Origin of the sequence: Neisseria sicca 4320 (genome assembly GCF_000193735.1) — a bacterium.
GTDB classification, from domain to species: Bacteria; Pseudomonadota; Gammaproteobacteria; order Burkholderiales; family Neisseriaceae; genus Neisseria; species Neisseria sicca_E.
This window is the reverse complement of record NZ_AEPF01000044.1, coordinates 1-23,496: the sequence shown is the minus strand read 5'-3', so window position 1 is coordinate 23,496 and position 23,496 is coordinate 1. Positions and strand designations below refer to the sequence as shown.

Sequence of the window (23,496 nt, the reverse complement as noted above, 5' to 3'; positions counted from 1 at the left end):
ATGTTATCCGAATCAAGAATAAAGGTTGTTACCGTGAAAGTGGGTAGGCTGTTCGCGCCGACGGACGAACAGTATCCGCACTACCGCCTTGTTCCAATCGAAACAGACAGGCAGGGTTATCTCTGCCTGCTGTTTTATATCGACAGGGGCAATTTTTTGGTACTTGAGCCGCGTATTAAACGCTATGCGGCAGTTCGGCGGCTGTCGCTGCTGCTGGAGAACGCCCTCTATGCAGTGTATGAAACAGCGAGGTAGCCCATGAAAACCTATGACATATATGAGGCGGCGGCTGTCTGCAAATGCCACCCCGAAACCATACGGGAATACATCCGCTCCGGCCATTTGGCAGCCTCCATGCCCGGGCGGAAATACTGTATCACGCAGCCCGCACTTGACGCATTTTTGACCGAACTGGAAAATGCGCGGGTGCTGGCTTCACTCGAAAGTAGGAGTGAACAAAAATGCCGATCTATAAACGCGAAAACGGTGTCTATTACATTGACATCACAACGCAAAGCGGTCAACGTATTAGACAATCTTCTCGCACGAAAGAAAAAAATGAAGTCCAAAGGCTGCACGACAAACTGAAACATGAATTATGGCAGCAGGAACATTTCAACGAAAAACCGAAAAGACTGTGGGATGAAGCGGCAGTTCGGTGGATTGAAGAGATGAGGGACAAGAAAAGCATCAGGGATGACATCAGCCGTTTGCGCTGCCTGGTTCATTTCAGAGGTGTCTTCTTGCACCATATGAGCCATGATTTCATCATGCAGACCATCAACCGCATGACGTGTTCAGACAGTACCAAAAATCGCTATCTTGCCTTAATCCGTTCGATTTTGAATAAGGCGGAAAAAGAATGGGGCTGGCTGGACAACGTGCCGAAGTTGAAGTTGTATCGTGAAGCCAAACGCTGTATCCGTTGGCTGAAGCATGAAGAAGCCCAAAGGTTGATTGATGCCCTGCCGGAGTATTTAGCCGATATGGCAGTGTTCAGCTTAGCGACAGGCTTGCGGCAACGCAATGTACTGGGGCTGAATTGGTCGCAGATCAATCTAAGCCGCAAGACGGCATGGATTGAGGCCGACGAAGCCAAAGCCGGAAGGCCTATCGGCGTTGCCCTGAATCAGACGGCACTCGGTATATTGGATAAACAGATGGGCAGAAACCCGTCTTTTGTTTTTACCCAACCAAACGGCAAACCCGTGAAAAGCATCAGCTCCCGCATTTGGAAAAACGCATTGTTAAAAGCAGGCATTGCCGATTTCCGCTGGCACGATCTGAGGCATACTTGGGCAAGTTGGCTGGTACAAGCCGGCGTTCCGCTCGCCGCTTTGCAGGAAATGGGCGGTTGGGAAAATGTCGGGATGGTTCAGAAGTATGCCCATCTGGCCCCCGAACATTTGCACGGACACGCGGCTATATTGGACAGTGTCGGTCTTAGTTTCGACACAAAACAGGCACACCCCAAGACAGACGGTGGCAAAAAAGCCTAAACAATTGTTTAGGCTTAGGAAAAGTGGTGGGTCGTGAGCGATTCGAACGCTCGACCAACGGATTAAAAGTCCGCTGCTCTACCGACTGAGCTAACGACCCGATAAGCTCGAAATTATATTAGTCAGCTTCTTGCACGTCAATAAGTTTTTTGAATTTTTTTTTCAATAAAAGCAATCATTCTGTTATTTGCCGTTAAAAGCCATATTTTACCAACTTGCTATGATATGATTTTACGTCTGACTAAAATTAGCAGGTTTCTCTACATAATAATGAAAGGTTCATAATGAAAAAATTATTGTTAGCCGCAATGATAACAACCGGTTTGACTGCATGCTCTCAAGAGACTAAACAACAATCCCGCGAGGCTGCTTCTGCTGTGGCTTCAGATATCAAAGCCGCTGCTTCTGAAGTAAAAGGGATGGCAGAAAGAGCTGCTTCCAGCGCCAAAGGGGCGGCGTCCGATACAAAAGAAGCTTCCGATGGCGCCAAGGCAAATGCGGATCAAGCTGTTTCTGACACAAGAAAATCTGCAGATAAAGCCTTATCAAACGCCACTGAGGCAACAGGAAAAGCAGTTGCCAAAATGGAAGAAGCAGCCGAACATGCAAAAAATGCTGCAAAAAATGCTTTGGACAAGGCCGCTGATGCGACCCACAAAGCGGCAGACAAAATGAAAGATGCTGCAAATAAGTAGTTAATTTAACAGCATATAAAGAAGCCGTCGGAATTATTCCGTACGGCTTTTTTTGTTTACCGCGTTTTATTTTTCAGACGACCTCTTGTGTTAAGATGACGGCTTTACCGTGCAGGAAATCTGTTATGACCGATATTCTGAATAAAATCCTTGCAACCAAGGCCCAGGAAGTCGCCGTACAAAAAGCTTCTGTCTCTTTGGATGAAATGAAAAAACAGGCAGATGCCGCCTTGCCCGTACGCGGTTTTTTTGACTCTATCCGTACCAAACACGAGCAAAACCGCCCTGCCGTCATTGCTGAAATTAAAAAAGCCAGCCCGAGCAAAGGGCTGATCCGACCCGATTTCCATCCTGTGCAGATTGCCCGCGCATATGAAAATGCCGGAGCTGCGTGCTTGTCCGTCTTAACTGACGAACAATATTTCCAAGGCTCTCCCGAATATTTGAAAGCGGCACGCGCGGCAGTTGGGCTTCCCGTTTTACGAAAAGACTTCATCATTGATGAGTATCAGATTTATCAGGCGCGTGCCTGGGGTGCTGATGCCGTCTTACTGATTGCCGCCGCGCTTGAGCAAGAACAATTAGAACATTTTGAAGCAGTAGCCCATCAATTAGGCATGAACGTATTGTTGGAACTGCATGATGCTTCCGAATTGGAAAAATGCCGAAATCTGACAACACCCCTATGGGGCGTAAACAACCGAAACCTGCGGACATTCGACGTATCTTTACAGCAGACTCTGGATTTACTGCCTGCGCTGGCAGGTAAAACCGTCGTTACCGAAAGCGGCATCCGAAGCAAATCCGATGTCGATTTTATGCGCAGCCACGGCGTACATACCTTACTTATCGGCGAAACTTTTATGCGCGCCGACGATATTGAAGCGGAAGTGCGGAAGCTGTTTTAAGGTTTCATATTGCGGAATCATGTAAAAGTCGTCTGAAAACCTGAAACCAAGGTTTTCAGACGACCTCTCTAATTGTTCAGCCAACAATCAGTCTTTTAACTTCGCCAACTGATTTTGAACTTTCGCCATCTTATCTTCCAATTCCGCCAAATCGGCTTTGTCTTTTTCCACCAAATGCGCGGGGGCTTTTTCGGTGTAGCCGGGTTTGGAGAGTTTGGCGTTGAGTTTGTCCAAGGCTTTTTGCAGCTTCTCGGCTTCTTTGCTCAAGCGGGCGGTTTCGGCGGCTTTGTCGATTTCGACTTTCAGCATCAGGCGCGCGCCGTTGCAGACGGCGACGGGCGCGTCTTCGCTTTCGGGCAGCCTGTCCACTGTTTTGGCTTCGGTCAGGCGCGTGAGGGCGGGCAGGTATTTCAGCAGCGCTTCAGGCACACTGCCTTCTACAAACAGCGGCGCTTTCACGTTTGGGGCAATGCCCATTTCGCCACGCAGGTTGCGCACGGCGCCAATCAGGTCTTGCATTTGCGCCATTTGGTCAAAAGCAGCCTGCACGATTTTTTCCGGGTCGGCTTTGGGATAGGCGGCCAGCATAATGCTGTCGGCGGTTTTGGCGTTGGCCAGCGGGGCGACGGCCTGCCACAGCTCTTCGGTGATGAACGGGATAATCGGGTGCAGCAGGCGCAATGAGGCTTCCAGCACGCGAACCAAGGTGCGGCGCGTGGTGCGCTGGGTGGTGGGGCAGCCGGTTTGGATTTGCACTTTGGCCAATTCGATATACCAGTCGCAATAGTCGTTCCACACGAATTCGTACAGCGTTTGCGCGGCCAAGTCGAAGCGGTAGGTTTCAAATGCTTCGGCAGCGGCGGCTTCGGTTTGTTGCAGGCGGCCGATAATCCATTGGTCGGCGAAGGTGTAGGCCAGCGGCTGGGTTTCGTCTTGGCCGCAGTCTTGGTTTTCGGTGTTCATCAGCACAAAATTGGTGGCGTTCCAGATTTTGTTGCAGAAGTTGCGGTAGCCTTCGGCGCGTTTGAAGTCGAAGTTGACGCTGCGCCCCAAGCTGGCGTAGCTCGCCATGGTGAAGCGCAAGGCGTCCGCGCCCATGCCGGGGATGCCTTCGGGGAAGAGTTTTTTCGTGGCTTCTTCCACTTTCGGCGCGGTTTCGGGTTTGCGCAGGCCGGTCGTGCGTTTCACCAGCAGCTTTTCCAAGTCGATGCCGTCAATCAAATCGACAGGGTCGATGACGTTGCCTTCTGATTTGGACATTTTTTTGCCTTCGTGGTCGCGCACGATGCCGTGGATATACACGTCTTTAAACGGTACTCTGCCGGTGAAGTGGGTGGTCATCATAATCATGCGCGCCACCCAGAAGAAGATGATTTCGTAGCCGGTGACCAAGACGTTGGACGGCAGGAAGGCTTTGAGTTCGTCGGTTTCAGACGGCCAGCCGAGCGTGGAAAACGGCACGAGCGCGGAGGAGAACCATGTGTCCAATACGTCTTCTTCGCGGGTCAAACCGGTTTTACCGGCTTGTTTTTCAGCTTCTGCCTGATTGCGGGCAACGTAAACATTGCCTGCTTCGTCGTACCACGCGGGGATTTGATGGCCCCACCACAGTTGGCGCGAGATGCACCAGTCTTGGATGTTGTTCATCCATTGATTGTAAGTATTGACCCAGTTTTCGGGGATAAAGCGTACCGCGCCGCTGTCGACGGCTTTTTTGGCTTTTTCGGCGAGGCTCAGGCCTTTGAATTCGCTGTCCGGCTCGCCGCCGTTTGGCGTGGCGGACATGGCGACAAACCATTGGCTGGTCAGCATCGGTTCAATCACTGAGCCTGTGCGGTCGCCTTTCGGCGTCATCAGCGTGTGCGCTTTGATTTCGACCAAGAAGCCTTGTTCCTGCAAATCGGCAACCATTTTTTTGCGCGCGGCAAAGCGGTCTAAGCCTGCGTATTTTTCAGGCAGGGCAAAGCCTGGTTGCGCTTCGCCTTTGAAGTTGAACACTTCGGCGTTTGCCAGCACTTTGGCTTCCAAATCGAACACGTTAACCAAGCGCGTGTCGTGGCGTTTGCCGACTTCGTAGTCGTTGAAGTCGTGCGCAGGCGTGATTTTCACGCAGCCTGTACCGAAGTCTTTTTCGACGTATTCATCGGCAATCACGGGAATGGTGCGGCCGGTCAGCGGCAGGATTAATTCTTTACCAATCAAATGGGTATAACGTTCGTCTTCAGGATTGACGGCAACGGCAACGTCGCCCAACAGCGTTTCGGGACGGGTAGTCGCCACGATAACGGCTTCGGCAGGATTGTCCGCCAGCGGATAGCGGATGTGCCACATAGAGCCTTGTTCTTCCACGCTTTCCACTTCCAAATCCGACACTGCCGTGCCAAGCACGGGATCCCAGTTTACCAAGCGTTTGCCGCGGTAAATCAAGCCTTGTTCAAACAGGCGCACGAACACTTCGGTCACGGTTTCGGCGCGCACGTCGTCCATCGTGAAATACTCGCGCGTCCAGTCTGCGGAACAGCCCACGCGGCGCATCTGCTGCGTAATCGTGCCGCCGGAAACTTCTTTCCATTCCCACACTTTTTCCAAGAATTTTTCACGTCCCAAGTCATGACGGGACACGTTTTGCGCGGCAAGCTGACGCTCGACCACGATTTGCGTGGCGATGCCCGCGTGGTCGGTGCCGGGAATCCAAGCGGTGTTGCAGCCTTTCATGCGGTAGTAGCGGGTCAGGCCGTCCATAATGGTTTGGTTGAAGGCATGGCCCATGTGCAGCGTGCCGGTTACGTTGGGCGGCGGCAGTTGGATGGAAAAAGACGGTTTGGTCAAATCCATATCGGGCTGGAAATAACCTTGGGTTTCCCAGTTTTGATAGTGTTTGGATTCGATTTCGGCGGGATTGTATTTGTCTAACATGGTAAAAAATGCTGTCTGTAAAAGGATTTGCAGGCAAACGTCTGTTTAAAAAATAATGGCGGATTATAGCGCAAAAAGGTCGTCTGAAACGGAATATCGTTTCAGACGACCTTTTTGAAACAAATCGAAACGGGCTTATTTGCCTTTGTCGGATTTGGCTTCTTTTTTCAGGGAAGCGTACAACTCAGGGTCGCGGTTTTTCAGCAGGGAGGCAATCGCCAAATCGTCGCGGTTTACTTTTGCCAAGTCAACGCGTTCGATGTGTACCAAGCGCAGCAGCTCGCGTACGGGTTTGGGCATATTGCGGCCGGATTCGTAACGTGAACCACCGGATTGGGTTACGCCGATACGGCTCCAAAAGTCCATTTGGTTCAAACCGAGTTTTTTGCGGATATCGCGGATGTTGTCAATTTTCTCAAACGACTTCATGAAAATTCCTTTTTCTTCTGTATTGTTTGTTGATAAGCAAGAATCTGCTTCTCAGTATCGGGATGCGGAAGCTTTCAACACAGACCAATCGTTACACGAATGACAATCGGCTGCGCGATAGAAAACTATCTATACTGAATGTTTAGACAGTATATTCGAAAGAAGTTTTGTCAGATTCTTGATAATTTGCAAAAATATTTCCAAGTTAAATAATTTCAACGCATTTTTCGTTACAAATCATGAATATACATTTTAAGCATAAGTAATATTTTACAAAAAAAACAATTTAATCAGGAGTATCGCGTTCTTAATTATCAATTTACCATAATGCCTTGCAAAAAAAATACGCAATAGGGCCGTATTCCAATGCGTATTTCAGCTATTCGGCCTCAAAATCCTGCCTAGCGTTTTCTCGGATAACTCGGATAAAAGGTAATCGGCTGGACGATGGCGCGTGTCAGTTGTTTCGGCAAGGTCATCATTGCAATCATCCACACGCCCACCGTGTAACACAATATCCCGCCGTTACGCATTCCCCCCAATGCGGTACTGCCTAAAACTGCCTCCAACATCAAGCAAACCGCGACAGCGGCACAAGCTGCCATGCCGGCAAGAAACAGCGCATGGCGGGTATACCTGCGCAACATTTTTTTCAAAGCCGTTTTGACCAAAACGGCAGCAATCAACAGGTTGAAAAAGAAAAACACACCTGCAACCAGCCATACCGCCGAATCGTTCCAGCCTTTCGCCACGGACCATCCGCCATCCTGCCGACCAAACAGCAATCCGCCGCCGCCCGCTATCATGGCGAAAACATCATGAATCAATAACGCCAGCGGCAATGCGGCAAAAATCAATGCCGTCAGCAAAGGCCGATAAGGTTTTTCCTGTTCGAGATACATCATGCCGTTCCAAAATCGAAAACAACGGCAATTATAGAACAATCGCTTCAAAGCATCAGCCTGAAGCGGAATCAGAAATGAAACAACACCAAACTCAGGGCAATCACCGCCATGCCAGACGTCAGGCCGTAAACGGTTTCGTGTCCGTCGGAATAACGCTTGGCAGCGGGCAGCAATTCGTCCAACGCAAGAAACACCATCACACCCGCAATCACGCCGAACACCGCGCCGAAAACGAAAGGCGATAAAAACGGCTTGAGCATGGTGTAGCCCAAAACCGCGCCCAAGGGTTCGGCCAGTCCTGAAGCGAGACAGGCGAGGACGGTTTTTTTGCGGTTGCGGGTGGCGAAATAAACGGGCGCGGCAATGGAAATGCCTTCGGGAATATTGTGTATCGCAATCGCGAGCGCCAGCGGCATCCCGACGGCAGGATTTTCCAGCGTGGCGAAAAACGTTGCCAAACCTTCGGGGAAGTTGTGCGCGGTAATCGCAAACGCCGCCATCATGCCGACGCGGGCGATGTGGCGGCGTTTGTTTTCCTGAAAGGCGGGGTCGTGCGGGTCGAGCGTTTCATGCGGGTTCGGCACAAGGCGGTCAATCAGCGCAATCGATCCCATGCCCGCCAGAAAAGCCAGCGTCGCGGCGGCGAAGGCTTTGTCTTTATCGTAAACCTGCCCGAAGGCTTCGCTGGATTTGTTGAAAATCTCCGTCAGCGACACATACACCATCGCCCCGCCCGCGAACGCCAATCCGAACGACAATACGCGCGGGTTGGGCGTTTTGGAAAACATCACCAGCCCGCTGCCCAATACGGTAAACAATCCGGCGGCAAGGGCGATGCCGAAGGCAGTGATGAGGTTAGGCAAGGCAATATCAAGCATGAAAATCGGTTCTTCAGTGAATGTAATGCCATCAGGCTAACACATATTTCTATAAAAGAGAATAGTTATTATTTTCATAAATAAAGATTAAGATGGAAAAATATTGAAACTGTCATTCCCTACCCGCTTACGCAAAGGCGGCTGCGCAGGCATGACGGCACAGGCTTTTCATTTCACTTTAACGTAACAAAAAGGTCGTCTGAAACCTGATTTCCGGTTTCAGACGACCTTTTCTTCTTTAATCCTTACAAGCGTTTTACTCAACTCAACAGCATTTCCTGCATCAGCTTCATGCCCCATTGCCAGCCGCCGAGTGCACTGTTGAGCGTGCCGGAATGTGGCGACAGGAGGAGGCGGGCGTTCCACAGGTTTGCCCGTTCTTCCGCCCAGTTTCGTGGCGTGCCGTTTTGTTCGGCGATTACAAGCGCGGTGCGGCAGGGGCAACGGACGCGCCGGAAGGTATATATTTCATCGTCGTGAAAGGCTTCGGGGCGCGGCGAAACGAGGATGATGTTGACGATTTTTTTCTGCGTCAGGATGTCGGTTTGGTAGAGCCACGCCAAAAAAGCGGACACGCCTGCGCCGTGGGCGACGACGGCGATGTGTTCGCCGCTGATGCCTGCAAACGCCGTCTGAAGGTTTGCCTGCCATTGGGCGATGCTTTGATTGGCGGAAGCGGCAGCGGTTTGGACGACGGGATAGCTGACCGCCCAGCGGTCTATCCACATTTCTGCTTCGTCCGCGTCGCGTATCAAGAAAAGCGTCAGGTCTTCGAGTTCGAAAGTTCGCATTTCAGACGACCTATTTGAGCAAATCGTTGAGCGTAAAGGTAATCAAGAGTGCGGCAGGGACGCTTAAAACGGCACAGGTGGCGAGGCAGATCAGGATGTTGGCAATCAACCGCCAGCCTTTCCAGCCGAAACATTTGGCGGCAATCAGGAGGCAAGGCAGCGAAAACAGCAGCCACACCAACGCCCAAAGCGGATTGGCGCGGGTCATTTCAACCCAGCCGGACATCCGCGCCAGCATGAATATCGTCCACACCAGCATAGGCAATACAAACGCGGCGACCACCCATGCCGCGCCTATGCCGGTTTTACCGTTCACATTCCAATCGTATTTGCCGAAAACTTTATTGGGCAGCATAGTCGTACTCCACTACCAAAGGTGCATGGTCGGAAAATTTCTCGTCTTTATAAACATGCGCGGACACCGCTTTGGCGGCAAGTTCGGGTGTAACCATCTGATAGTCGATGCGCCACCCGACATCTTTCGCATACGCCTGTCCGCGGTTGCTCCACCAAGTGTAGCCCGGATTGTCAGGATAGAGCGTGCGCCACATATCCGTCCAGCCGAGCGTATGGATGACTTTGCCTATCCATTCGCGCTCTTCCGGCAGGAAGCCTGAATTTTTCTGATTGCCTTTCCAGTTTTTCAGGTCGATGTTTTGGTGGGCGATGTTCCAGTCTCCGCAGACGACAATGTCGCGCCCTTCCGCCTTCATGGCTTCAAGCATGGGATAGAACGCATCTAAAAAACGGTATTTCAATTCCTGCCGCTCCGGCGCGCTGGTGCCGCTGGGCAGATAAAGCGAAATCACCGACAGCTTGCCGAAATCGCAGCGCACAAACCGCCCTTCCCTGTCGAATTCTTCAATGCCCATACCGATTTGCACATTGTCAGGTGCGCGTTTGCTGTACACCGCTACGCCGCTGTAACCGCGTTTCTCAGCGCAATGCCAATGGCCGTGCATCCCGTGCGGATTCTTCATTTCGTCGGACAAATCGGCTTCCTGCGCTTTGAGTTCCTGCACGCAGACAATGTCCGCACCCGATGCGGCGATGTATTCGTAAAATCCTTTTTTGTAGGCGGAGCGGATGCCGTTGACGTTGGCAGAGATGATTTTCAGCATAATTTTGTGCTTTGGAATATTGGTTTAAGGAGAAAAAACGGATTGTAACCGATAGCGGCAAAGGTCGTCTGAAAAACAGGTTCGGACAAATCCATCCTATTCCCGATACTCAAACGCCGCACCTAAAAACTGGGCCAACGCCGAAACATGGGAACGCTGCGGATTCTTGACGGCGGTCAGCAGCCATACCCTGCTGTTTTGCTTCTCCAACTCAAGCAGGCGGGCTACGGCGCGCTGTTGCACCTCGCCCTGCAATTCTTCGTGATAGCGCGTAACGAAGCCGTCGAAATTCTGCTCCGGGTTTTCATGATACCAACGGCGCAGGGCGGTACTCGGCGTAATGTCTTTGAGCCAGAGGACAGAGGCAAACTTTTCCTTCGTCACCCCGCGCGGATAAAGGCGGTCGATAAAGACGGCGGTTTGTCCGTCTGCGGGGAGGTAACGATAAATGCGTTGTACGGTAAACATCGTTTTTCTGCTTGCTTATATTGTGAAATCAAGCCCCTACTTTTTTCAGACGACCTCCTACCCTCACACATCGTCTGAAACCCGTTTCCACTCCAACGCCAAGTCGTACAAGGCTTTTTTGCCTTCTCCGGTAATTTTGGCGGCAAGTTCGGCGGCCTGTTTTGTGGGTAGCTCGGCTGCGAGGATTTTCATAACATTTTGCGCGGCATCGGGCAAGGTATCGTGTTTTTCACGGGACGCAGGATGGAGGATAAGCACCATTTCACCACGCGCCTGATTGCCGTCGTTTTTCAGGGTCGTCTGAATTTCAGTAACCGTACCGCTAAGAAAGGTTTCGAAGGTTTTGGTGATTTCTCGGGCGAGAGTTAGGCTGCGTTCGGGGAAGAGGGCTGCCATGTCGGCAAGTGTGGCTTCGATGCGGTGCGGGGTTTCGAACATTACAACAAGAAAATCAGCCTGCGCCCATTTGGCAAGCAGCTTCTGCCGTTCACCGGATTTCGGCGGCAGAAAGCCGTTGAAATAGAAATTGGGTTCGGTAACGCCTGCAACACTCAACGCGCCCATGACCGCGCTCGCACCGACAACGGGGACAACTTTAAACCCTGCTTCGCGCACGCGGCGGGCAAGTTTCGCACCGGGATCGCAAACCGCAGGCGTACCTGCGTCGGAAACTTGTGCAACAGTGAGGTCGTCTGAAAGATGGTTGATGATTTTGTCCGCCATCTGCTGTTCGTTATGCTCGCGCACGCTGACGAGCTTGCCCTGTATGCCGTATGCGCTCAGAAGCTGTGCGGTAACGCGCGTATCTTCGGCGCAGATAATGTCGGCTTTTTGCAGGACGGCGAGCGCGCGCAGGGTGATGTCCGCCAAATTGCCGATGGGCGTGGCGACAACGTATAATGTCCGTTTTTCAATACTGTCGGCGGCTTTTTGAAGGTGTTTTTGAAACATGGCTTTATCAGGTCGTCTGAAAACAATATAACGATATTATACGGGGTAAACCTCCATGCGTCTGAACCACAAACAAGGGGTGGCGGGCGAAGATGCCGCGCTGGCGTTTCTTCTTTCGCAAGGCTGCAAACTCGTGGCACGCAACTGGCACTGCGCTTACGGCGAAATCGATTTGATTGTCAAAAACGGTAACATGATTCTGTTTGTTGAAGTAAAATACCGCAAAAATCAGGGTTTCGGCGGTGCCGCATACAGCATTTCGCCGTCTAAGTTATTGAAACTGCAACGGTCTGCGGAGTATTATCTGCAACAAAACGGCATGACGGATACCGCGTGCCGCATCGATGCGGTACTCATAGAAGGAAACCGCCCGCCCGAATGGATAAAGAATATTACAGGTTGACGATATGACGACTTTACAAGAGCGCGTTGCCGCCCATTTCGCCGAAAGCATCCTTGCCAAGCAAGAAGCTGAAAAAGTGCTGGTCGAGCCGACCGCTCAAGCGGCGGAACTGATGCTGCAATGCCTGATGAACGACGGCAAAATCTTAGCCTGCGGTAACGGCGGTTCGGCTGCCGACGCGCAGCACTTCGCCGCCGAAATGACCGGACGCTTTGAAAAAGAGCGCATGGAACTTGCCGCCGTCGCGCTGACGACGGATACTTCCGCGCTGACCGCCATCGGCAACGACTACGGCTTCGACCATGTATTCAGCAAACAAGTACGCGCGCTCGGACGCGCCGGCGACGTTTTGGTCGGCATCTCTACCTCCGGCAATTCCGCCAACGTTATCGAAGCCATCAAAGCGGCACACGAACGCGATATGCACGTCATCGCCATGACCGGCCGCGACGGCGGCAAAATCGCCGTCATGCTCAAAGACACCGACGTACTGCTCAACGTCCCCTACCCGCGCACCGCCCGCATTCAGGAAAACCATATCCTGTTGATACACGCCATGTGCGACTGCATCGACTCCATGTTGCTTGAAGGAATGTAAGCCTTTTTTCAGACGACCTCTTTTAAAGGTCGTCTGAAACATATCCGCAGAACTCATCATCAAGGAAAAAATATGAACATCAAACGTCATACCGCACCCGTTCTGAGCGCCCTCCTCCTCAGCCTGACACTCAGCGGCTGTGTCGGCGTAGTCCTCGGCGGCGCGGCAGTCGGCACCAAATCCGCCGTCGACCGCCGTACCACAGGCGCGCAAACCGACGACAACGTAATGGCAGTGCGCGTCGAAACCACCGCCCGCTCCTACCTGCGCCAAAACAACCAAGCACAGGGTTACACCCCCAAACTCAACGTCGTCGGCTACAACCGCCAACTGCTGCTGCTCGGACAAGTCGCCACTGAAGGCGAAAAACAATTCGTCGAACAAATCGCCCGTGCCGAGCAGGCCGCCGAAGGCGTGTACAACTACATCACCGTTGCCTCCCAAGAACGCACCATCGGCGATGTAACCAACGACACATGGGGTACATCCAAAGTCCGCACGACACTTTTAGGCCTCAAACCCTCCACACAGGCTCGTGTCAAAATCGTAACTTACGGCAACGTGACTTACGTCATGGGCGTACTGACACCCGAAGAGCAGGAGCAGGTAACCCGCCGCGTCAGCACCACCGTGGGCGTACAAAAAGTCGTTACCTTGTATCAAAACTACACCCCACCCGAATAACACGGCCCTAATCCAGAGGGCGGGAACAACATCCCGCCCGTCCCCATCCACCTTTCCTCACATCGATCTATGTCCAAAAAACAAAACGAATCTTTCCAACTCAAACCGAAACACCTTATCCGCGCCGCTTTCGCCATCTCTATCATCGCCGTCGGCGCACTGATTGTCGGCGTTGTCGGTACGCTCAACCCTAAACGCCACAGCAACAATGTCGTAACCGAACACGCATCCCAAACAGAACCCACAGACGACGGCGTGGAAGTTTGGCGTCCCAACGGCACCGTCGAACCGAAAAAAATAATAATATCTGAAGATGAAAAAAGCGAGCCGGAAAAAACCGCTTCCCAAAATCCTGTTATTCCGCCGCAAAACGAATCAGAATACAAATCCGAATACCGCCGCACCAAAGCGCACCTTGAAACTGAATTCAAAAACAAAGATAAAATCAATGACCGCCATATGGCTGCCGTTCAGGCGGAGACAATGGAAGCCAAACCCGTCCAAAGTCTGCCGGATGAGCAACCGCATACCCAGCCTGCCAAAACCGAAGTACACGAAACGAAGGGCGAACTCAAACCCGCTCCCAAGCCGGCTCAGCCTAAACCCGCCCAACCTAAACCGGTTCAGCCCAAACCTCAGTCCAAAGACGTCATGGACAATCTGTTTTAACCGGACAACCCGCCGGCCTGCGGCCGCCTTATCCGTAATCTGCATCCCTTCCCTTTCAGACGACCTTTGTGCCGCAACAAGGTCGTCTGAAACCATCAAGGAAACAACATGAACGAAATCATCATCAAAACCCCTGAAGAAATCGAGAAAATGCGCGAACTGGGCAAACTCGTCGCCGAAGCCCTCGACTACATCGGACAATTCGTCAAACCCGGCGTAACCACCAACGAAATCGACAAACTCGTTTACGACTACCACGTCAACGTCCAAGGTGGCTATCCCGCCCCCCTGCACTACGGCAATCCGCCCTACCCCAAATCCTGCTGCACTTCCGTCAATCACGTTATCTGCCACGGCATTCCCGACGACAAGCCGCTCAAAGAAGGCAACATCATCAACATCGACCTGACCATCAAAAAAGACGGCTTCCACGGCGACTCCAGCCGCATGTTTACCGTCGGCAAAGTCTCCCCCATCGCCCAACGCCTGATTGACATCACCCACGAATCCATGATGGCGGGCATCGCAGCCGTCAAACCCGGCGCAACCTTGGGCGACATCGGCTACGCCTGCCAACAAGTTGCCGAAAACGCAGGCTATTCCGTCGTACAGGAATTTTGCGGCCACGGCATCGGACGCGGTTTCCACGAAGCCCCGCAAGTCCTGCACTACGGCCGAAAAGGACAAGGCGTCGTCTTGAAGCCCGGCATGATTTTCACCATCGAGCCGATGATCAACCAAGGCAAACGCCACCTGCGCATCCTAAACGACGGCTGGACGGTTGTAACCAAAGACCGTTCCCTCTCCGCCCAATGGGAACATGAAGTTTTGGTGACAGAAACCGGCTACGAAATCCTGACCGTCAGCCCGGCTACCGGCAAACCCTAATCTGTCAAAGCATCCCGCCTGCAATACAAAAAGGTCGTCTGAAAACTTGGAAATCAAGTTTTCAGACGACCTTTTTTGGTGGATTAACTTTAAATCAGGACAAGGCGACGAAGCCGCAGACAGTACAGATAGTACGGCAAGGCGAGGCAACGCCGTACTGGTTTAAAGTTAATCCACTATATCTTTCAGACTTTATCTTTCAAGCTCAATCAACCTTTAGTACGCTCCAACAGTTCTTCCGCCAAGGCGAGGTAGGCTTTGGTGCCTTTGGCATTGGCGTCGTAGGCGAGCGCGGGCATGCCGTGGCTAGGGGCTTCGGCGAGGCGGACGTTGCGGGGGATGACGGTTTGGAACATCAGGTTGCCGAAATGTTGGAAAAGCTGTTCGCTGACTTCGACCACGAGGCGACTGCGGCTGTCGTAGAGGGTACGGACGATGCCGGTGATGTCGAGGCGCGGGTTGATTGCCTGACGGATTTTGCGCACGGTGGCGATGAGGTCGGAGATGCCTTCTAGGGCATAGTATTCGCACAACATGGGGACGATGACGCCGTTGGCGGCAACGAGTCCGTTAAGCGTGAGCAGGGTCAGCGAAGGGGGGCAGTCGATGAGAACGAAATCGTAGTCGTTTTCAACGGTTTGCAGGGCGTTTTTGAGGCGGATTTCGCGGGCGATTTCTTGCACCAGCTCGATTTCGGCACCGGCAAGCGCGCGGTTGGCGCCGAGTACGTCGTAGCTGCCGTCCCCGCTGCGGACGACGGCGGTTTTGATGTCGGTATCGCCCAATACGACTTGGTACACGCCTTCTTCGAGGCGGGCTTTGTCTATGCCGCTGCCTGTGGTGGCGTTGCCTTGCGGGTCGAGGTCGATGACGAGGACGCGTTTGCCTTTGGAGGCGAGCGATGCCGCGAGGTTGACGGTGGTGGTGGTTTTGCCGACGCCGCCTTTTTGGTTGGCGACGGCGAGGATTTGTGCGCTCATGTTTTTGCTGCTGTCGGATAGGTGAATGGCGGAATTTTAACGTTTTTTGCTTGAAATGGGTATAAGGTCGTCTGAAAAGGAAGCAGCGACGGACAGGGGCGTTTTATCGCGAATTTTCTTTAAATCCAGACAAAACAGGGGAATGCTGCGCCGATTCAAAGTGAACTTACTATCTATACAATATACCGTTTTTGTGACTGCCGTAGAGATATATAGTGGATTAACAAAAATCAGGACAAGGCGGCGAAGCCGCAGACAGTACAGATAGTACGGAACCGATTCACTTGGTGCTTCAGCACCTTAGAGAATCGTTCTCTTTGAGCTAAGGCGAGGCAACACCGTACTGGTTTAAAGTTAATCCACTATACCATGAAAAAATCTTTCTTTGCCCTGATGCTTGCCGCTGTTTTGCCTGCTGCCAATGCGGCTTCGGTTGCCGGATTGGGGAAAGAATCGAGGTTTTGGAAGCCCGCGTCGCCAGTTTGGAACGCATTATCTTATCGGGTTCGCACAACCCGAACCATATTTATGTGTGCAGCGTCAAACCGTTCCAGAAATTGTTTGAGGCTTCGGGCAAAAACGAATGGGAAGCGCGCCGTGCCTGCAATGAAGAAACTTCGGCGATGTTCTGCGAAGATTCTGCCATCCGCTGCGAAAAATACAAATAACGGGATTTAAAAAATAAGGAATCTCTTTTTTGCCTGCAACCTGCCCCTTACCCGTCCGGCGGGAGGGGGCTGGGGAGAGGGTGGCTCTTAGGGCTGCACAAATTCGATTTTGCCCAAACCCACAAAGCCACCCCCATCCTAGCCTTTTCCCCGCCGGACGGGGGAAGGGACAAGCTACCGTTGCGGTAATCCGTAGCGTGGGCTTTGCCCACGAGATAAATAACAGACACGGCTTCCCGATTCGGGTTATCAGACGGTGGATTCGCGGGCATAGCACACGCTACAAATTTGAGTTATACCAAACCTGCGTTGATTGGATAAAAGGTCGTCTGAAAACGAGTATGAACGAGTTTCTCCAAAAACCCTGATCTCAAAGTTTTCAGACAACCTATTTCAACAGGTTTTTTAAAGCCAAGCGCACGCCTTCGCCGACTTCCGTGCCTTTTGGAATGCCTTTGATGGCGGCTTTTGCCTCACGTTCGTTGTAACCCAGCGCAATCAGGGTGTTGACGATGTCGTCCGTTTCGTCGGCGGCAGGTGCAGCGGTGAAAAGCCCGTCGGCAGCAGCATGGGAAACCAGTTTGCCGCGCAGTTCCAAAACCATGCGTTCGGCGGTCTTTTTGCCGATGCCCGGGGCGGAGGAGAGGCGTTTGATGTCCTCGTCGGCAACCGCGCGGGCAAGCTCGTCGGCGGACATGGCAGAGAGTATGCCCAGCGCGGTTTTCGCGCCGATGCCGCTGACTTTGACCAACTGGCGGAACGTCGCCCGCTCGTCGGCAGTCGCGAAGCCGAACAACAAATGCGCGTCTTCACGGACGACAAGCTGGGTGTAAAGCTGCACGGTTTCGCCCAAGGCGGGCAGGTTGTAGAAAGTCTGCATGGATACGTCGGCTTCGTAGCCGACGCCGTTGACGTCGATGACGATTTGCGGCGGGTTTTTCTCGATGAGCTTGCCGGTCAGTCTGCTGATCATGAGGATTCCGTTAAGGGGTTGGGTAAAAAGGTCGTTTGAAACCTAGATGCCGATTGGCAACAGGGTTTCAGACGACCATGATTGTAGCAGTTTCTCAAGGGCGCATCGGCCAAACTGCGTTGCGGCAAAGGTCGTCTGAAACCTGATTTTGGGTTTTCAGACGACCTTTCGCGTATGGATAAGGTTTAATCTTATTTGCCGATGCAGAAGCGCGAGAAAATCACGCCCAGCAAATCGTCGGCGGTGAATTCGCCGGTGATTTCGCTGCACGCGTTTTGGGCGAGGCGCAGGTGTTCGGCGAAAAGTTCGATTTGGTTGTTGTCGCAGAGGGCGGCGTTTTCCAGCTCGGCTTCGGCTTCGTGCAAGGCGTTGAGATGGCGACTGCGGGCGAGGAACAGGCTTTCGCTTTCGCCCTGCCAACCGATTTCCTGCAACAGCGCGTGTTTGAGCAAGTCGAGACCCGCGCCGGTTTTGGCGGACAGGCTGATGACGGTGTCCGCGCCGGTTTGCGTGAGGCTGTCTGAACGGACGGCGACGGGTTCGCCGGTCAGGTCGGCTTTGTTGTGGATTTCGATTTTTTTCAAACCTTCGGGCAGGCTGTTCAAAATGGCTTGGGTTTTGGCGTTCAAGCCTTCGCGCGGGTCAATCAGAATCAGTGCGACATCGGCTTCGGAGACGGCTTTGCGGCTGCGTTCGATGCCGATTTGTTCGACCACGTCGTCGGTTTCGCGCAGACCGGCGGTGTCGATGATGTGGACGGGCACGCCGTCGAGGGTGATTTGTTCGCGCACGGTGTCGCGGGTGGTGCCGGCGATGTCGGTTACGATGGCGATGTCGTCGCCTGCCAAGGCGTTGAGCAGGCTGGATTTGCCGACGTTGGGCGCGCCGACGAGGACGACGTTCATGCCTTCGCGCAAAATCGCGCCTTGTTCCGCACTGGCGAGCACGGTTTTCAGACGACCTTGCAGGGCTTGGAGCTTGCCGCGTGCGTCGGCGGCTTCGAGAAAGTCGATGTCTTCTTCGGGGAAGTCGAGCGTGGCTTCGACCAACATCCGCAGGGTAATCAGGTCGTCCACCAGCTCGTGTATGTGTTGGGAAAACGCGCCTTTGAGTGAACGCAATGCCATACGCGCAGCGGACTTGCTGGAGGCGTCGATGAGGTCGGCGACGCTTTCGGCTTGGGCAAGGTCGAGTTTGTTGTTGAGGAAGGCGCGTTTGGTAAATTCGCCTGGCTCCGCCATGCGCGCGCCCAGTTCGAGGCAGCGTGAAAGCAGCATGTCCATTACAACGGGGCCGCCGTGTCCCTGCAATTCAATCACGTCTTCGCCGGTAAAGCTGGCGGGCGCGGCGAAGTAGAGCAGGATGCCGTTGTCTATCGGCTGCCCGTCGCCGCCGAGAAAGTCGGTGTAAAGCGCGGTACGCGGTTTGGGCGTTTTGCCGCCGCTGAGGGTTTGCGCCAAAGGCAGCAGGTTTTTGCCGGAAAGACGGAGAACGCCGACGCCGCCGCGTCCGGGTGCGGTGGCGATGGCGGCGATGGTGGGTTGGGATGCGGACATGGCTGGCTCGTATCGGGAATTTAATGGACGGTATTATATAGTGATTTCACTATGATAGAGGTCGTCTGAAAACGGGAGACAGGCGAGATTTATAGTGAATTAACTTTAAACCAGTACGGTGTTGCCTCGCCTTGCCGTACTATCTGTACTGTCTGCGGCTTCGTCGCCTTGTCCTGATTTAAATTTAATCCACTATATTTGCTACCGTACAATCGGTAACAAGAAAGAAATTGCCGAATTTCTGGAAAGAAGTGTGGAACAGACGCCGGGCAAGGCTCGAAATCACTTGCACACGCTCTCGGACACCCTGTCGGGTAGACTGCGGTATCGAGGTTTTCACCGCTTTTCTGACGTCTGCACGGGATAATATAGTAGATTAAATTTAAATCAGGACAAGGCGACGAAGCCGCAGACAGTACAGATAGTACGGCAAGGCGAGGCAACGCCGTACTGGTTTAAATTTAATCCACTATATCATGATTACATTCAGAATAAACAATATTTCGGAAGGACAAAACCCGCTTCTTAAATTTCAAAGCAGGCAACCGTCTGTCGGTTTCACGATAAAACTAAAGTCATAGGGCTTTGTAATCCCCCATCTCGGCAATCATCATAAGCTATTTCATGTTCATTAATCGGAATCACAAAAAGGTCGTCTGAAAACAGGAGATTTAAAGTTTCAGACGACCTTTTGTATCGACGCTGCCGCTGACGCAAATCAAGTGCAGGCAAATCCCGCCTTTACCGATACGCCCCGTTCGCGGATAATTGAGAACATTCCCATTTCCGTTTCCAACCTTCACAAAGGATACATCATGGCATTTCTGAAACTGACCGAACAAAACGTGCAGGGCAAAACCGTCCTCATCCGCGCCGATATGAACGTGCCGTTCAAAGACGGCAAAATCAGCGACGACACCCGTATCCGCGCCTCGCTCGCGTCCATCAAATACTGCTTGGACAACGGCGCGTCCGTTATCGTGATGACCCACTTGGGCCGCCCGACCGAAGGCGAGTTCCACCCCGAAGACGACGTTGCGCCCGTTGCCGCGCACTTGGGCAGCCTGTTGGGCAAAGACGTGAAAGTATTGAACGACTGGCGTGAAAACAAACCTGCCCTGAACGCGGGCGATGTCGTCATGCTGCAAAACGTGCGCATCAACAAAGGCGAAAAGAAAAACGATTTGGAACTGGGCAAAGCCTATGCCGCCTTGTGCGACGTGTTCGTCAACGACGCGTTCGGCACCGCCCACCGCGCCCAAGCCTCGACCGAGGCCGTCGCCCAAACCGCGCCCGTTGCCTGCGCCGGCGTATTGATGGCGGGCGAACTCGACGCTTTGGGCAAAGCCCTGAAACAGCCCGCGCGCCCGATGGTGGCGATTGTCGCCGGCAGCAAAGTGTCCACCAAACTGACCATCCTCGAATCGCTGGCGGACAAAGTCGACCAACTCATCGTCGGCGGCGGCATCGCCAACACCTTCCTGTTGGCGGAAGGCAAAGCCATCGGCAAATCATTGGCGGAACACGATTTAGTGGAAGAATCCAAAAAAATCATGGCGAAAATGGCGGCCAAAGGCGGCTCCGTACCGCTGCCGACCGATGTCGTCGTTGCCAAAGCCTTTGCCGCCGATGCCGAAGCGGTTGTGAAAAACATTGCCGACGTTGCCGAAGACGATATGATTTTGGACATCGGCCCGAAATCCGCCGCCGCACTTGCCGAACTGCTCAAAGCCGCCGGCACGGTGGTGTGGAACGGCCCGGTCGGTGTGTTTGAGTTTGACCAGTTCGCAGGCGGCACAAAAGCCCTTGCCGAAGCCATCGCCCAAAGCAACGCGTTCTCGATTGCGGGCGGCGGCGACACGCTGGCGGCGATTGCCAAATTCGGCGTTACCGACCAAATCGGCTACATCTCCACCGGCGGCGGCGCGTTCCTCGAATTCTTGGAAGGCAAAGAGCTGCCCGCCGTAGCCGCTTTGGAAAAACGCGGCGCGTAAGCGGTTTGATGTAAAGAAGAGGTCGTCTGAAAACCGATTCAGGTTTTCAGACGACCTCTTCTTCTTTTCGCGGATTATTCCGCCGCACGGTTCAGTGCCGAACGAATCAGCATCTGCGTGCCGAACCAGCCCCAGTAAATGCGGTGATGGACAATTTTTCCACCGGCAATCTGCATGAGTTCCAAAATATCCACTTGATCGCCGTCGGGCGTTTCGCGCGGGTATTCCCAAACCAGCGTGTCCCCCGTCGTGAAATGCGTGCCGTTGCGATACCAGCGTACCAATTCATTCGGTCGGCGGCGCGTTTCTTCTTCTAAAAAAGCCAGGATGTCGGCTTTGCCGCGCAAAATACCGCTTTGCCGCTGCATGATAAGGGGAACGAGCGGGCTTTCGAAAACGGCGTTGTCGTCATACAGGCCGATCAGTCGGGCGGTGTCGCGGTTTTTGGCAAACTCGTGCCAGTCGTTGTAAATGCGTTCGAAATCGTTCATGGCAGTCATTTTTCGGTCAGGTTGTTTACCGTAGCCCTAATTTTTCCGCGCTGTAACAAATTCCGCCAAGAGCCGTAAGTGCAGGGCTTTTGCGCCGAAAGGTTCGAGCAGGGCTGCGGCTTCGGCGGTCAGGCTTTCGGCGTAGGCGCGGGCGGCTTGTAGGCCCATCAGTTTGACGTAGGTGGGTTTGTCGTTGTCGCTGTCTTTGCCGGCGGTTTTGCCCAGGGTAGCGGTGTCGGCTTCGCAGTCCAACACGTCGTCGATAACTTGGAACGCCAAGCCGAGTTTGGCGGCGTAGTCGTCCAAAGTGCGGACGTCGTCTGAATCTAAATCGGGGCAGGCAAGCGCGCCTAAGACGGCGGCGGCACGGATGAGGGCGCCGGTTTTGAGGCTGTGCATTTGTTCCAACTGCGCCTGATTCATGGCTTTGCCGACGTTGGCAAGGTCGATGGCTTGTCCGCCTGCCATGCCGAGGCTGCCGGATGCTTTGGCGAGTGTGGACAACATGGCGATTTGGCGTTCGGCAGGCAGTCCGGTCGGACGGCTCAATACGTCGAAGGCTTGGGTTTGCAGCGCGTCGCCGACCAAGAGGGCGGTGGCTTCGTCGTATTGCACATGGCAGGTCGGCTTGCCGCGCCGCAGGCTGTCGTTGTCCATGGCGGGCATATCGTCGTGTACCAAGGAATAGACGTGCACCATTTCAATCGCCGCCATGGCTTGTTCGACGGCGTTTTGGTCGGCATCGCCCAATTCGGACGCGGCGAGCACCAAGAGCGGGCGCAGCCGTTTGCCGCCGCCGAGGGTAACGTAACGCATGGCTTCGTGCAGCTTGTGCGGCACTTGGTTTTCAGACGGCAGGAACCGCTCCAGCAGCAATTCGGTCTGCGCTTGGGCTTTTTGCTGCCATGCTTTCAATTCATTCGCCGGGTTCAAGGTTCAGCTCCTTCAGTTCGCCCGCGTCCAATACTTGCAGCTTTTGTTCGACTTCCGCCAGCTTGGTTTGGCAGTATCTGACCAGCTCGTTGCCTTCCTGATAGGCTGCCAGAGCGTCTTCCAGCGGCATTTCGCTGCTTTGCATGGACTGGGTCAGGGTTTCGAGGCGGGCGAGGGCTTCTTCAAAAGATTTGGGGGCTTTTTTCATGATGATGCGGGCAAAAAATCAAAGCGGTATTGTAGCATTTTATGGGCTGCTTCTTGGACGGGAACGGAAAAAGGTCGTCTGAAAACCTGATTTCCAAGTTTTCAGACGACCTTTTGAGCTGATGATACAGTAAAAATCAGTCTTTCAGCATGGCGGCGCCGAACGTACCGCTCTTGCCTTCGCTCGGATGGTCGAAGCGGCCGGCCATTTCTTCCGCCTGCGGACCCAGGAAAATGCCCGACATACTGTTTTTAGTTGTCCCGTCCCCATAAACAAAACGGTTACCGGCGATATTGGCCTGGAGCATTACGGGGTCAAAACGTCCTTCTGCCGAATAAATGGCGCCGCTCAGCGTTTTTTCGCCGAAATCAACATTGAACAGGGATGAGCCGACAGTGTTGATGTTGGATACGTCATTGTAGAACGCATTGCCTTGGTAGATAGCCGAACCGGTTTGCGGCATGGCTTCGACAGGCGTCATCAGACCTTGGTAGAACACCAGGGATGAATTAAGCTCGCCGTTGTCCTTTTTGCTTCCGTAAAAACCGTAATGGCCGTATTGCAGATGCGTACCGATGGCGCGGATAATTTTGTTATCCGATAAGGACAGCATACCGTTTGCCGCGTCAAATGTTTGTGGCAGCAGGTTGATTTTTTGTCCGTTGACTTCGAGGACATCAGGATTACCCACTCTGTTAATCACTTTGTTATCGGCACCGTCAACCGACAACATGGTGTAAAAACCGCCGATTGATTGCATAGCCGGAGCAACCTCCGCTTTTGGGGTAACTTCTTCAGCGGCTTTGCGTTCTTCTTCAGCTTTAGCTTTGGCGGCTTCTTCAGCGGCCTTGCGTTCTTCTTCAGCTTTAACTTTTGCAGCTTCTTCTGCC

At 53.2% G+C, this 23,496-nt stretch carries 28 protein-coding genes, 1 tRNA gene and 2 pseudogenes; 13 read left to right on the top strand and 18 right to left on the bottom strand.

Translation table 11 applies throughout. The features are described 5' to 3' along the window. The 3 genes from NSCA4_RS0103435 to NSCA4_RS0103430 form a co-directional block, all read left to right on the top strand. On the top strand, nucleotides 1-255 hold a 255-nt coding region (locus NSCA4_RS0103435), incomplete at its 5' end, for a hypothetical protein (protein ID WP_016686836.1). 3 nt (nucleotides 256-258) lie between these two features. Continuing rightward, nucleotides 259-588 (top strand): excisionase family DNA-binding protein, encoded by a 330-nt coding sequence (locus NSCA4_RS13665; protein WP_081476539.1) that lies wholly within the window; start codon nucleotides 259-261, stop codon nucleotides 586-588. After that, entirely contained in the window at nucleotides 498-1,499 is a 1,002-nt protein-coding gene (locus tag NSCA4_RS0103430) for a tyrosine-type recombinase/integrase (RefSeq protein ID WP_255265270.1), read from the top strand. The genes NSCA4_RS13665 and NSCA4_RS0103430 overlap by 91 nt, the downstream gene beginning before the upstream one ends. Nucleotides 1,500-1,523: 24 nt before the next feature. Here NSCA4_RS0103430 and NSCA4_RS0103425 read toward each other — a convergent pair. After that, nucleotides 1,524-1,599 (bottom strand) — tRNA-Lys (locus NSCA4_RS0103425). Between the two features lie 184 nt (nucleotides 1,600-1,783). On the opposite strand from NSCA4_RS0103425, the gene NSCA4_RS0103420 reads away from it, so the two are divergent. Continuing rightward, nucleotides 1,784-2,194, top strand: a complete 411-nt coding sequence (locus NSCA4_RS0103420) for an Ag473 family lipoprotein (RefSeq protein ID WP_016686834.1) — start codon at nucleotides 1,784-1,786, stop codon at nucleotides 2,192-2,194. A gap of 125 nt (nucleotides 2,195-2,319) precedes the next feature. Beyond that, entirely contained in the window at nucleotides 2,320-3,102 is a 783-nt protein-coding gene (gene trpC, locus NSCA4_RS0103415; protein ID WP_016686833.1) for an indole-3-glycerol phosphate synthase TrpC, read from the top strand. 87 nt (nucleotides 3,103-3,189) lie between these two features. On the opposite strand, the gene NSCA4_RS0103410 is transcribed toward trpC, so the two are convergent. The 9 genes from NSCA4_RS0103410 to rsmI form a co-directional block, all read right to left on the bottom strand. Then, on the bottom strand, nucleotides 3,190-6,018 hold the full coding sequence (locus tag NSCA4_RS0103410; protein ID WP_016686832.1) for a valine--tRNA ligase: 2,829 nt from the start codon (nucleotides 6,016-6,018) through the stop codon (nucleotides 3,190-3,192). 135 nt (nucleotides 6,019-6,153) lie between these two features. Beyond that, entirely contained in the window at nucleotides 6,154-6,447 is a 294-nt protein-coding gene (locus NSCA4_RS0103405) for a helix-turn-helix domain-containing protein (RefSeq protein ID WP_003744960.1), read from the bottom strand. A 401-nt stretch (nucleotides 6,448-6,848) separates the two neighbouring features. Next, nucleotides 6,849-7,349: a hypothetical protein gene (locus NSCA4_RS0103400; protein ID WP_016686831.1), complete on the bottom strand. Its 501-nt coding sequence runs from the start codon at nucleotides 7,347-7,349 to the stop codon at nucleotides 6,849-6,851. Nucleotides 7,350-7,420: 71 nt separating this feature from the next. Next, complete coding sequence (zupT, locus tag NSCA4_RS0103395; RefSeq protein ID WP_016686830.1) at nucleotides 7,421-8,230, bottom strand: zinc transporter ZupT; 810 nt, start codon at nucleotides 8,228-8,230, stop codon at nucleotides 7,421-7,423. Nucleotides 8,231-8,490: 260 nt separating this feature from the next. Continuing rightward, nucleotides 8,491-9,021: an alpha/beta hydrolase gene (locus tag NSCA4_RS0103390; RefSeq protein ID WP_016686829.1), complete on the bottom strand. Its 531-nt coding sequence runs from the start codon at nucleotides 9,019-9,021 to the stop codon at nucleotides 8,491-8,493. Nucleotides 9,022-9,031: 10 nt separating this feature from the next. Next, complete coding sequence (locus NSCA4_RS0103385; protein WP_016686828.1) at nucleotides 9,032-9,376, bottom strand: hypothetical protein; 345 nt, start codon at nucleotides 9,374-9,376, stop codon at nucleotides 9,032-9,034. Beyond that, the gene (locus tag NSCA4_RS0103380) at nucleotides 9,363-10,142 is read right to left on the bottom strand and encodes an exodeoxyribonuclease III (protein ID WP_003758273.1); all 780 of its coding nucleotides are present in this window, start codon (nucleotides 10,140-10,142) and stop codon (nucleotides 9,363-9,365) included. The genes NSCA4_RS0103385 and NSCA4_RS0103380 overlap by 14 nt, the downstream gene beginning before the upstream one ends. 96 nt (nucleotides 10,143-10,238) lie before the next feature. Next, nucleotides 10,239-10,610: a DUF488 domain-containing protein gene (locus NSCA4_RS0103375; protein ID WP_016686827.1), complete on the bottom strand. Its 372-nt coding sequence runs from the start codon at nucleotides 10,608-10,610 to the stop codon at nucleotides 10,239-10,241. Nucleotides 10,611-10,673: 63 nt separating this feature from the next. Beyond that, a complete protein-coding gene (rsmI, locus tag NSCA4_RS0103370) occupies nucleotides 10,674-11,561 on the bottom strand; it encodes a 16S rRNA (cytidine(1402)-2'-O)-methyltransferase (RefSeq protein WP_016686826.1) in 888 nt (295 codons plus the stop codon). A gap of 55 nt (nucleotides 11,562-11,616) precedes the next feature. Between rsmI and NSCA4_RS0103365 the strand changes: the two genes are divergently transcribed. From NSCA4_RS0103365 to map, 5 genes are all read left to right on the top strand, one after another. Next, entirely contained in the window at nucleotides 11,617-11,964 is a 348-nt protein-coding gene (locus NSCA4_RS0103365) for a YraN family protein (RefSeq protein WP_016686825.1), read from the top strand. Between the two features lie 4 nt (nucleotides 11,965-11,968). After that, nucleotides 11,969-12,562 (top strand): phosphoheptose isomerase, encoded by a 594-nt coding sequence (locus NSCA4_RS0103360; RefSeq protein ID WP_016686824.1) that lies wholly within the window; start codon nucleotides 11,969-11,971, stop codon nucleotides 12,560-12,562. Nucleotides 12,563-12,634: 72 nt separating this feature from the next. Further along, nucleotides 12,635-13,246, top strand: a complete 612-nt coding sequence (locus tag NSCA4_RS0103355; protein WP_016686823.1) for a BON domain-containing protein — start codon at nucleotides 12,635-12,637, stop codon at nucleotides 13,244-13,246. 69 nt (nucleotides 13,247-13,315) lie between these two features. Continuing rightward, nucleotides 13,316-13,915, top strand: coding sequence for a hypothetical protein (locus NSCA4_RS0103350; protein WP_016686822.1), 600 nt, complete (start codon nucleotides 13,316-13,318; stop codon nucleotides 13,913-13,915). A 108-nt stretch (nucleotides 13,916-14,023) separates the two neighbouring features. After that, on the top strand, nucleotides 14,024-14,803 hold the full coding sequence (gene map / locus NSCA4_RS0103345; protein ID WP_016686821.1) for a type I methionyl aminopeptidase: 780 nt from the start codon (nucleotides 14,024-14,026) through the stop codon (nucleotides 14,801-14,803). A gap of 209 nt (nucleotides 14,804-15,012) precedes the next feature. Here map and NSCA4_RS0103340 read toward each other — a convergent pair whose 3' ends face one another. After that, nucleotides 15,013-15,783, bottom strand: a complete 771-nt coding sequence (locus NSCA4_RS0103340; RefSeq protein WP_003741993.1) for a ParA family protein — start codon at nucleotides 15,781-15,783, stop codon at nucleotides 15,013-15,015. A 377-nt stretch (nucleotides 15,784-16,160) separates the two neighbouring features. Here NSCA4_RS0103340 and NSCA4_RS12755 point away from each other — a divergent pair, with 377 nt between their 5' ends. Continuing rightward, nucleotides 16,161-16,451, top strand: coding sequence for a hypothetical protein (locus NSCA4_RS12755; RefSeq protein ID WP_438284940.1), 291 nt, complete (start codon nucleotides 16,161-16,163; stop codon nucleotides 16,449-16,451). Between the two features lie 388 nt (nucleotides 16,452-16,839). Here the strand turns inward: NSCA4_RS12755 and ruvA are convergent, their stop codons facing one another. The 3 genes and pseudogenes from ruvA to NSCA4_RS14960 all read right to left on the bottom strand — a co-directional run. Next, entirely contained in the window at nucleotides 16,840-17,424 is a 585-nt protein-coding gene (gene ruvA, locus NSCA4_RS0103330; protein ID WP_016686819.1) for a Holliday junction branch migration protein RuvA, read from the bottom strand. 191 nt (nucleotides 17,425-17,615) lie between these two features. Continuing rightward, on the bottom strand, nucleotides 17,616-18,980 hold the full coding sequence (gene mnmE, locus NSCA4_RS0103325; RefSeq protein ID WP_016686818.1) for a tRNA uridine-5-carboxymethylaminomethyl(34) synthesis GTPase MnmE: 1,365 nt from the start codon (nucleotides 18,978-18,980) through the stop codon (nucleotides 17,616-17,618). Between the two features lie 92 nt (nucleotides 18,981-19,072). Continuing rightward, nucleotides 19,073-19,183, bottom strand: a pseudogene (locus NSCA4_RS14960) (IS5/IS1182 family transposase); the annotation flags it as partial. 164 nt (nucleotides 19,184-19,347) lie between these two features. Here NSCA4_RS14960 and NSCA4_RS14955 point away from each other — a divergent pair. Together NSCA4_RS14955 and NSCA4_RS0103320 are read left to right on the top strand one after the other, a co-directional pair. After that, nucleotides 19,348-19,455, top strand: a pseudogene (locus NSCA4_RS14955) (IS5/IS1182 family transposase); the annotation flags it as partial. 340 nt (nucleotides 19,456-19,795) lie between these two features. Then, nucleotides 19,796-20,974 (top strand): phosphoglycerate kinase, encoded by a 1,179-nt coding sequence (locus NSCA4_RS0103320; protein WP_016686817.1) that lies wholly within the window; start codon nucleotides 19,796-19,798, stop codon nucleotides 20,972-20,974. Nucleotides 20,975-21,048: 74 nt separating this feature from the next. Here the strand turns inward: NSCA4_RS0103320 and NSCA4_RS0103315 are convergent, their stop codons facing one another. The 4 genes from NSCA4_RS0103315 to NSCA4_RS0103300 form a co-directional block, all read right to left on the bottom strand. Then, a complete protein-coding gene (locus tag NSCA4_RS0103315; protein ID WP_029609486.1) occupies nucleotides 21,049-21,465 on the bottom strand; it encodes a nuclear transport factor 2 family protein in 417 nt (138 codons plus the stop codon). A gap of 36 nt (nucleotides 21,466-21,501) precedes the next feature. Beyond that, nucleotides 21,502-22,398, bottom strand: coding sequence for a polyprenyl synthetase family protein (locus NSCA4_RS0103310; protein WP_016686815.1), 897 nt, complete (start codon nucleotides 22,396-22,398; stop codon nucleotides 21,502-21,504). Next, nucleotides 22,382-22,609, bottom strand: coding sequence for an exodeoxyribonuclease VII small subunit (locus tag NSCA4_RS0103305; RefSeq protein WP_029609485.1), 228 nt, complete (start codon nucleotides 22,607-22,609; stop codon nucleotides 22,382-22,384). Before NSCA4_RS0103305 ends, NSCA4_RS0103310 begins: the two co-directional genes overlap by 17 nt. A gap of 133 nt (nucleotides 22,610-22,742) precedes the next feature. Next, nucleotides 22,743-23,496: transferrin-binding protein-like solute binding protein (locus tag NSCA4_RS0103300; RefSeq protein WP_016686814.1), on the bottom strand; the 754-nt coding region annotated here is incomplete at its 5' end.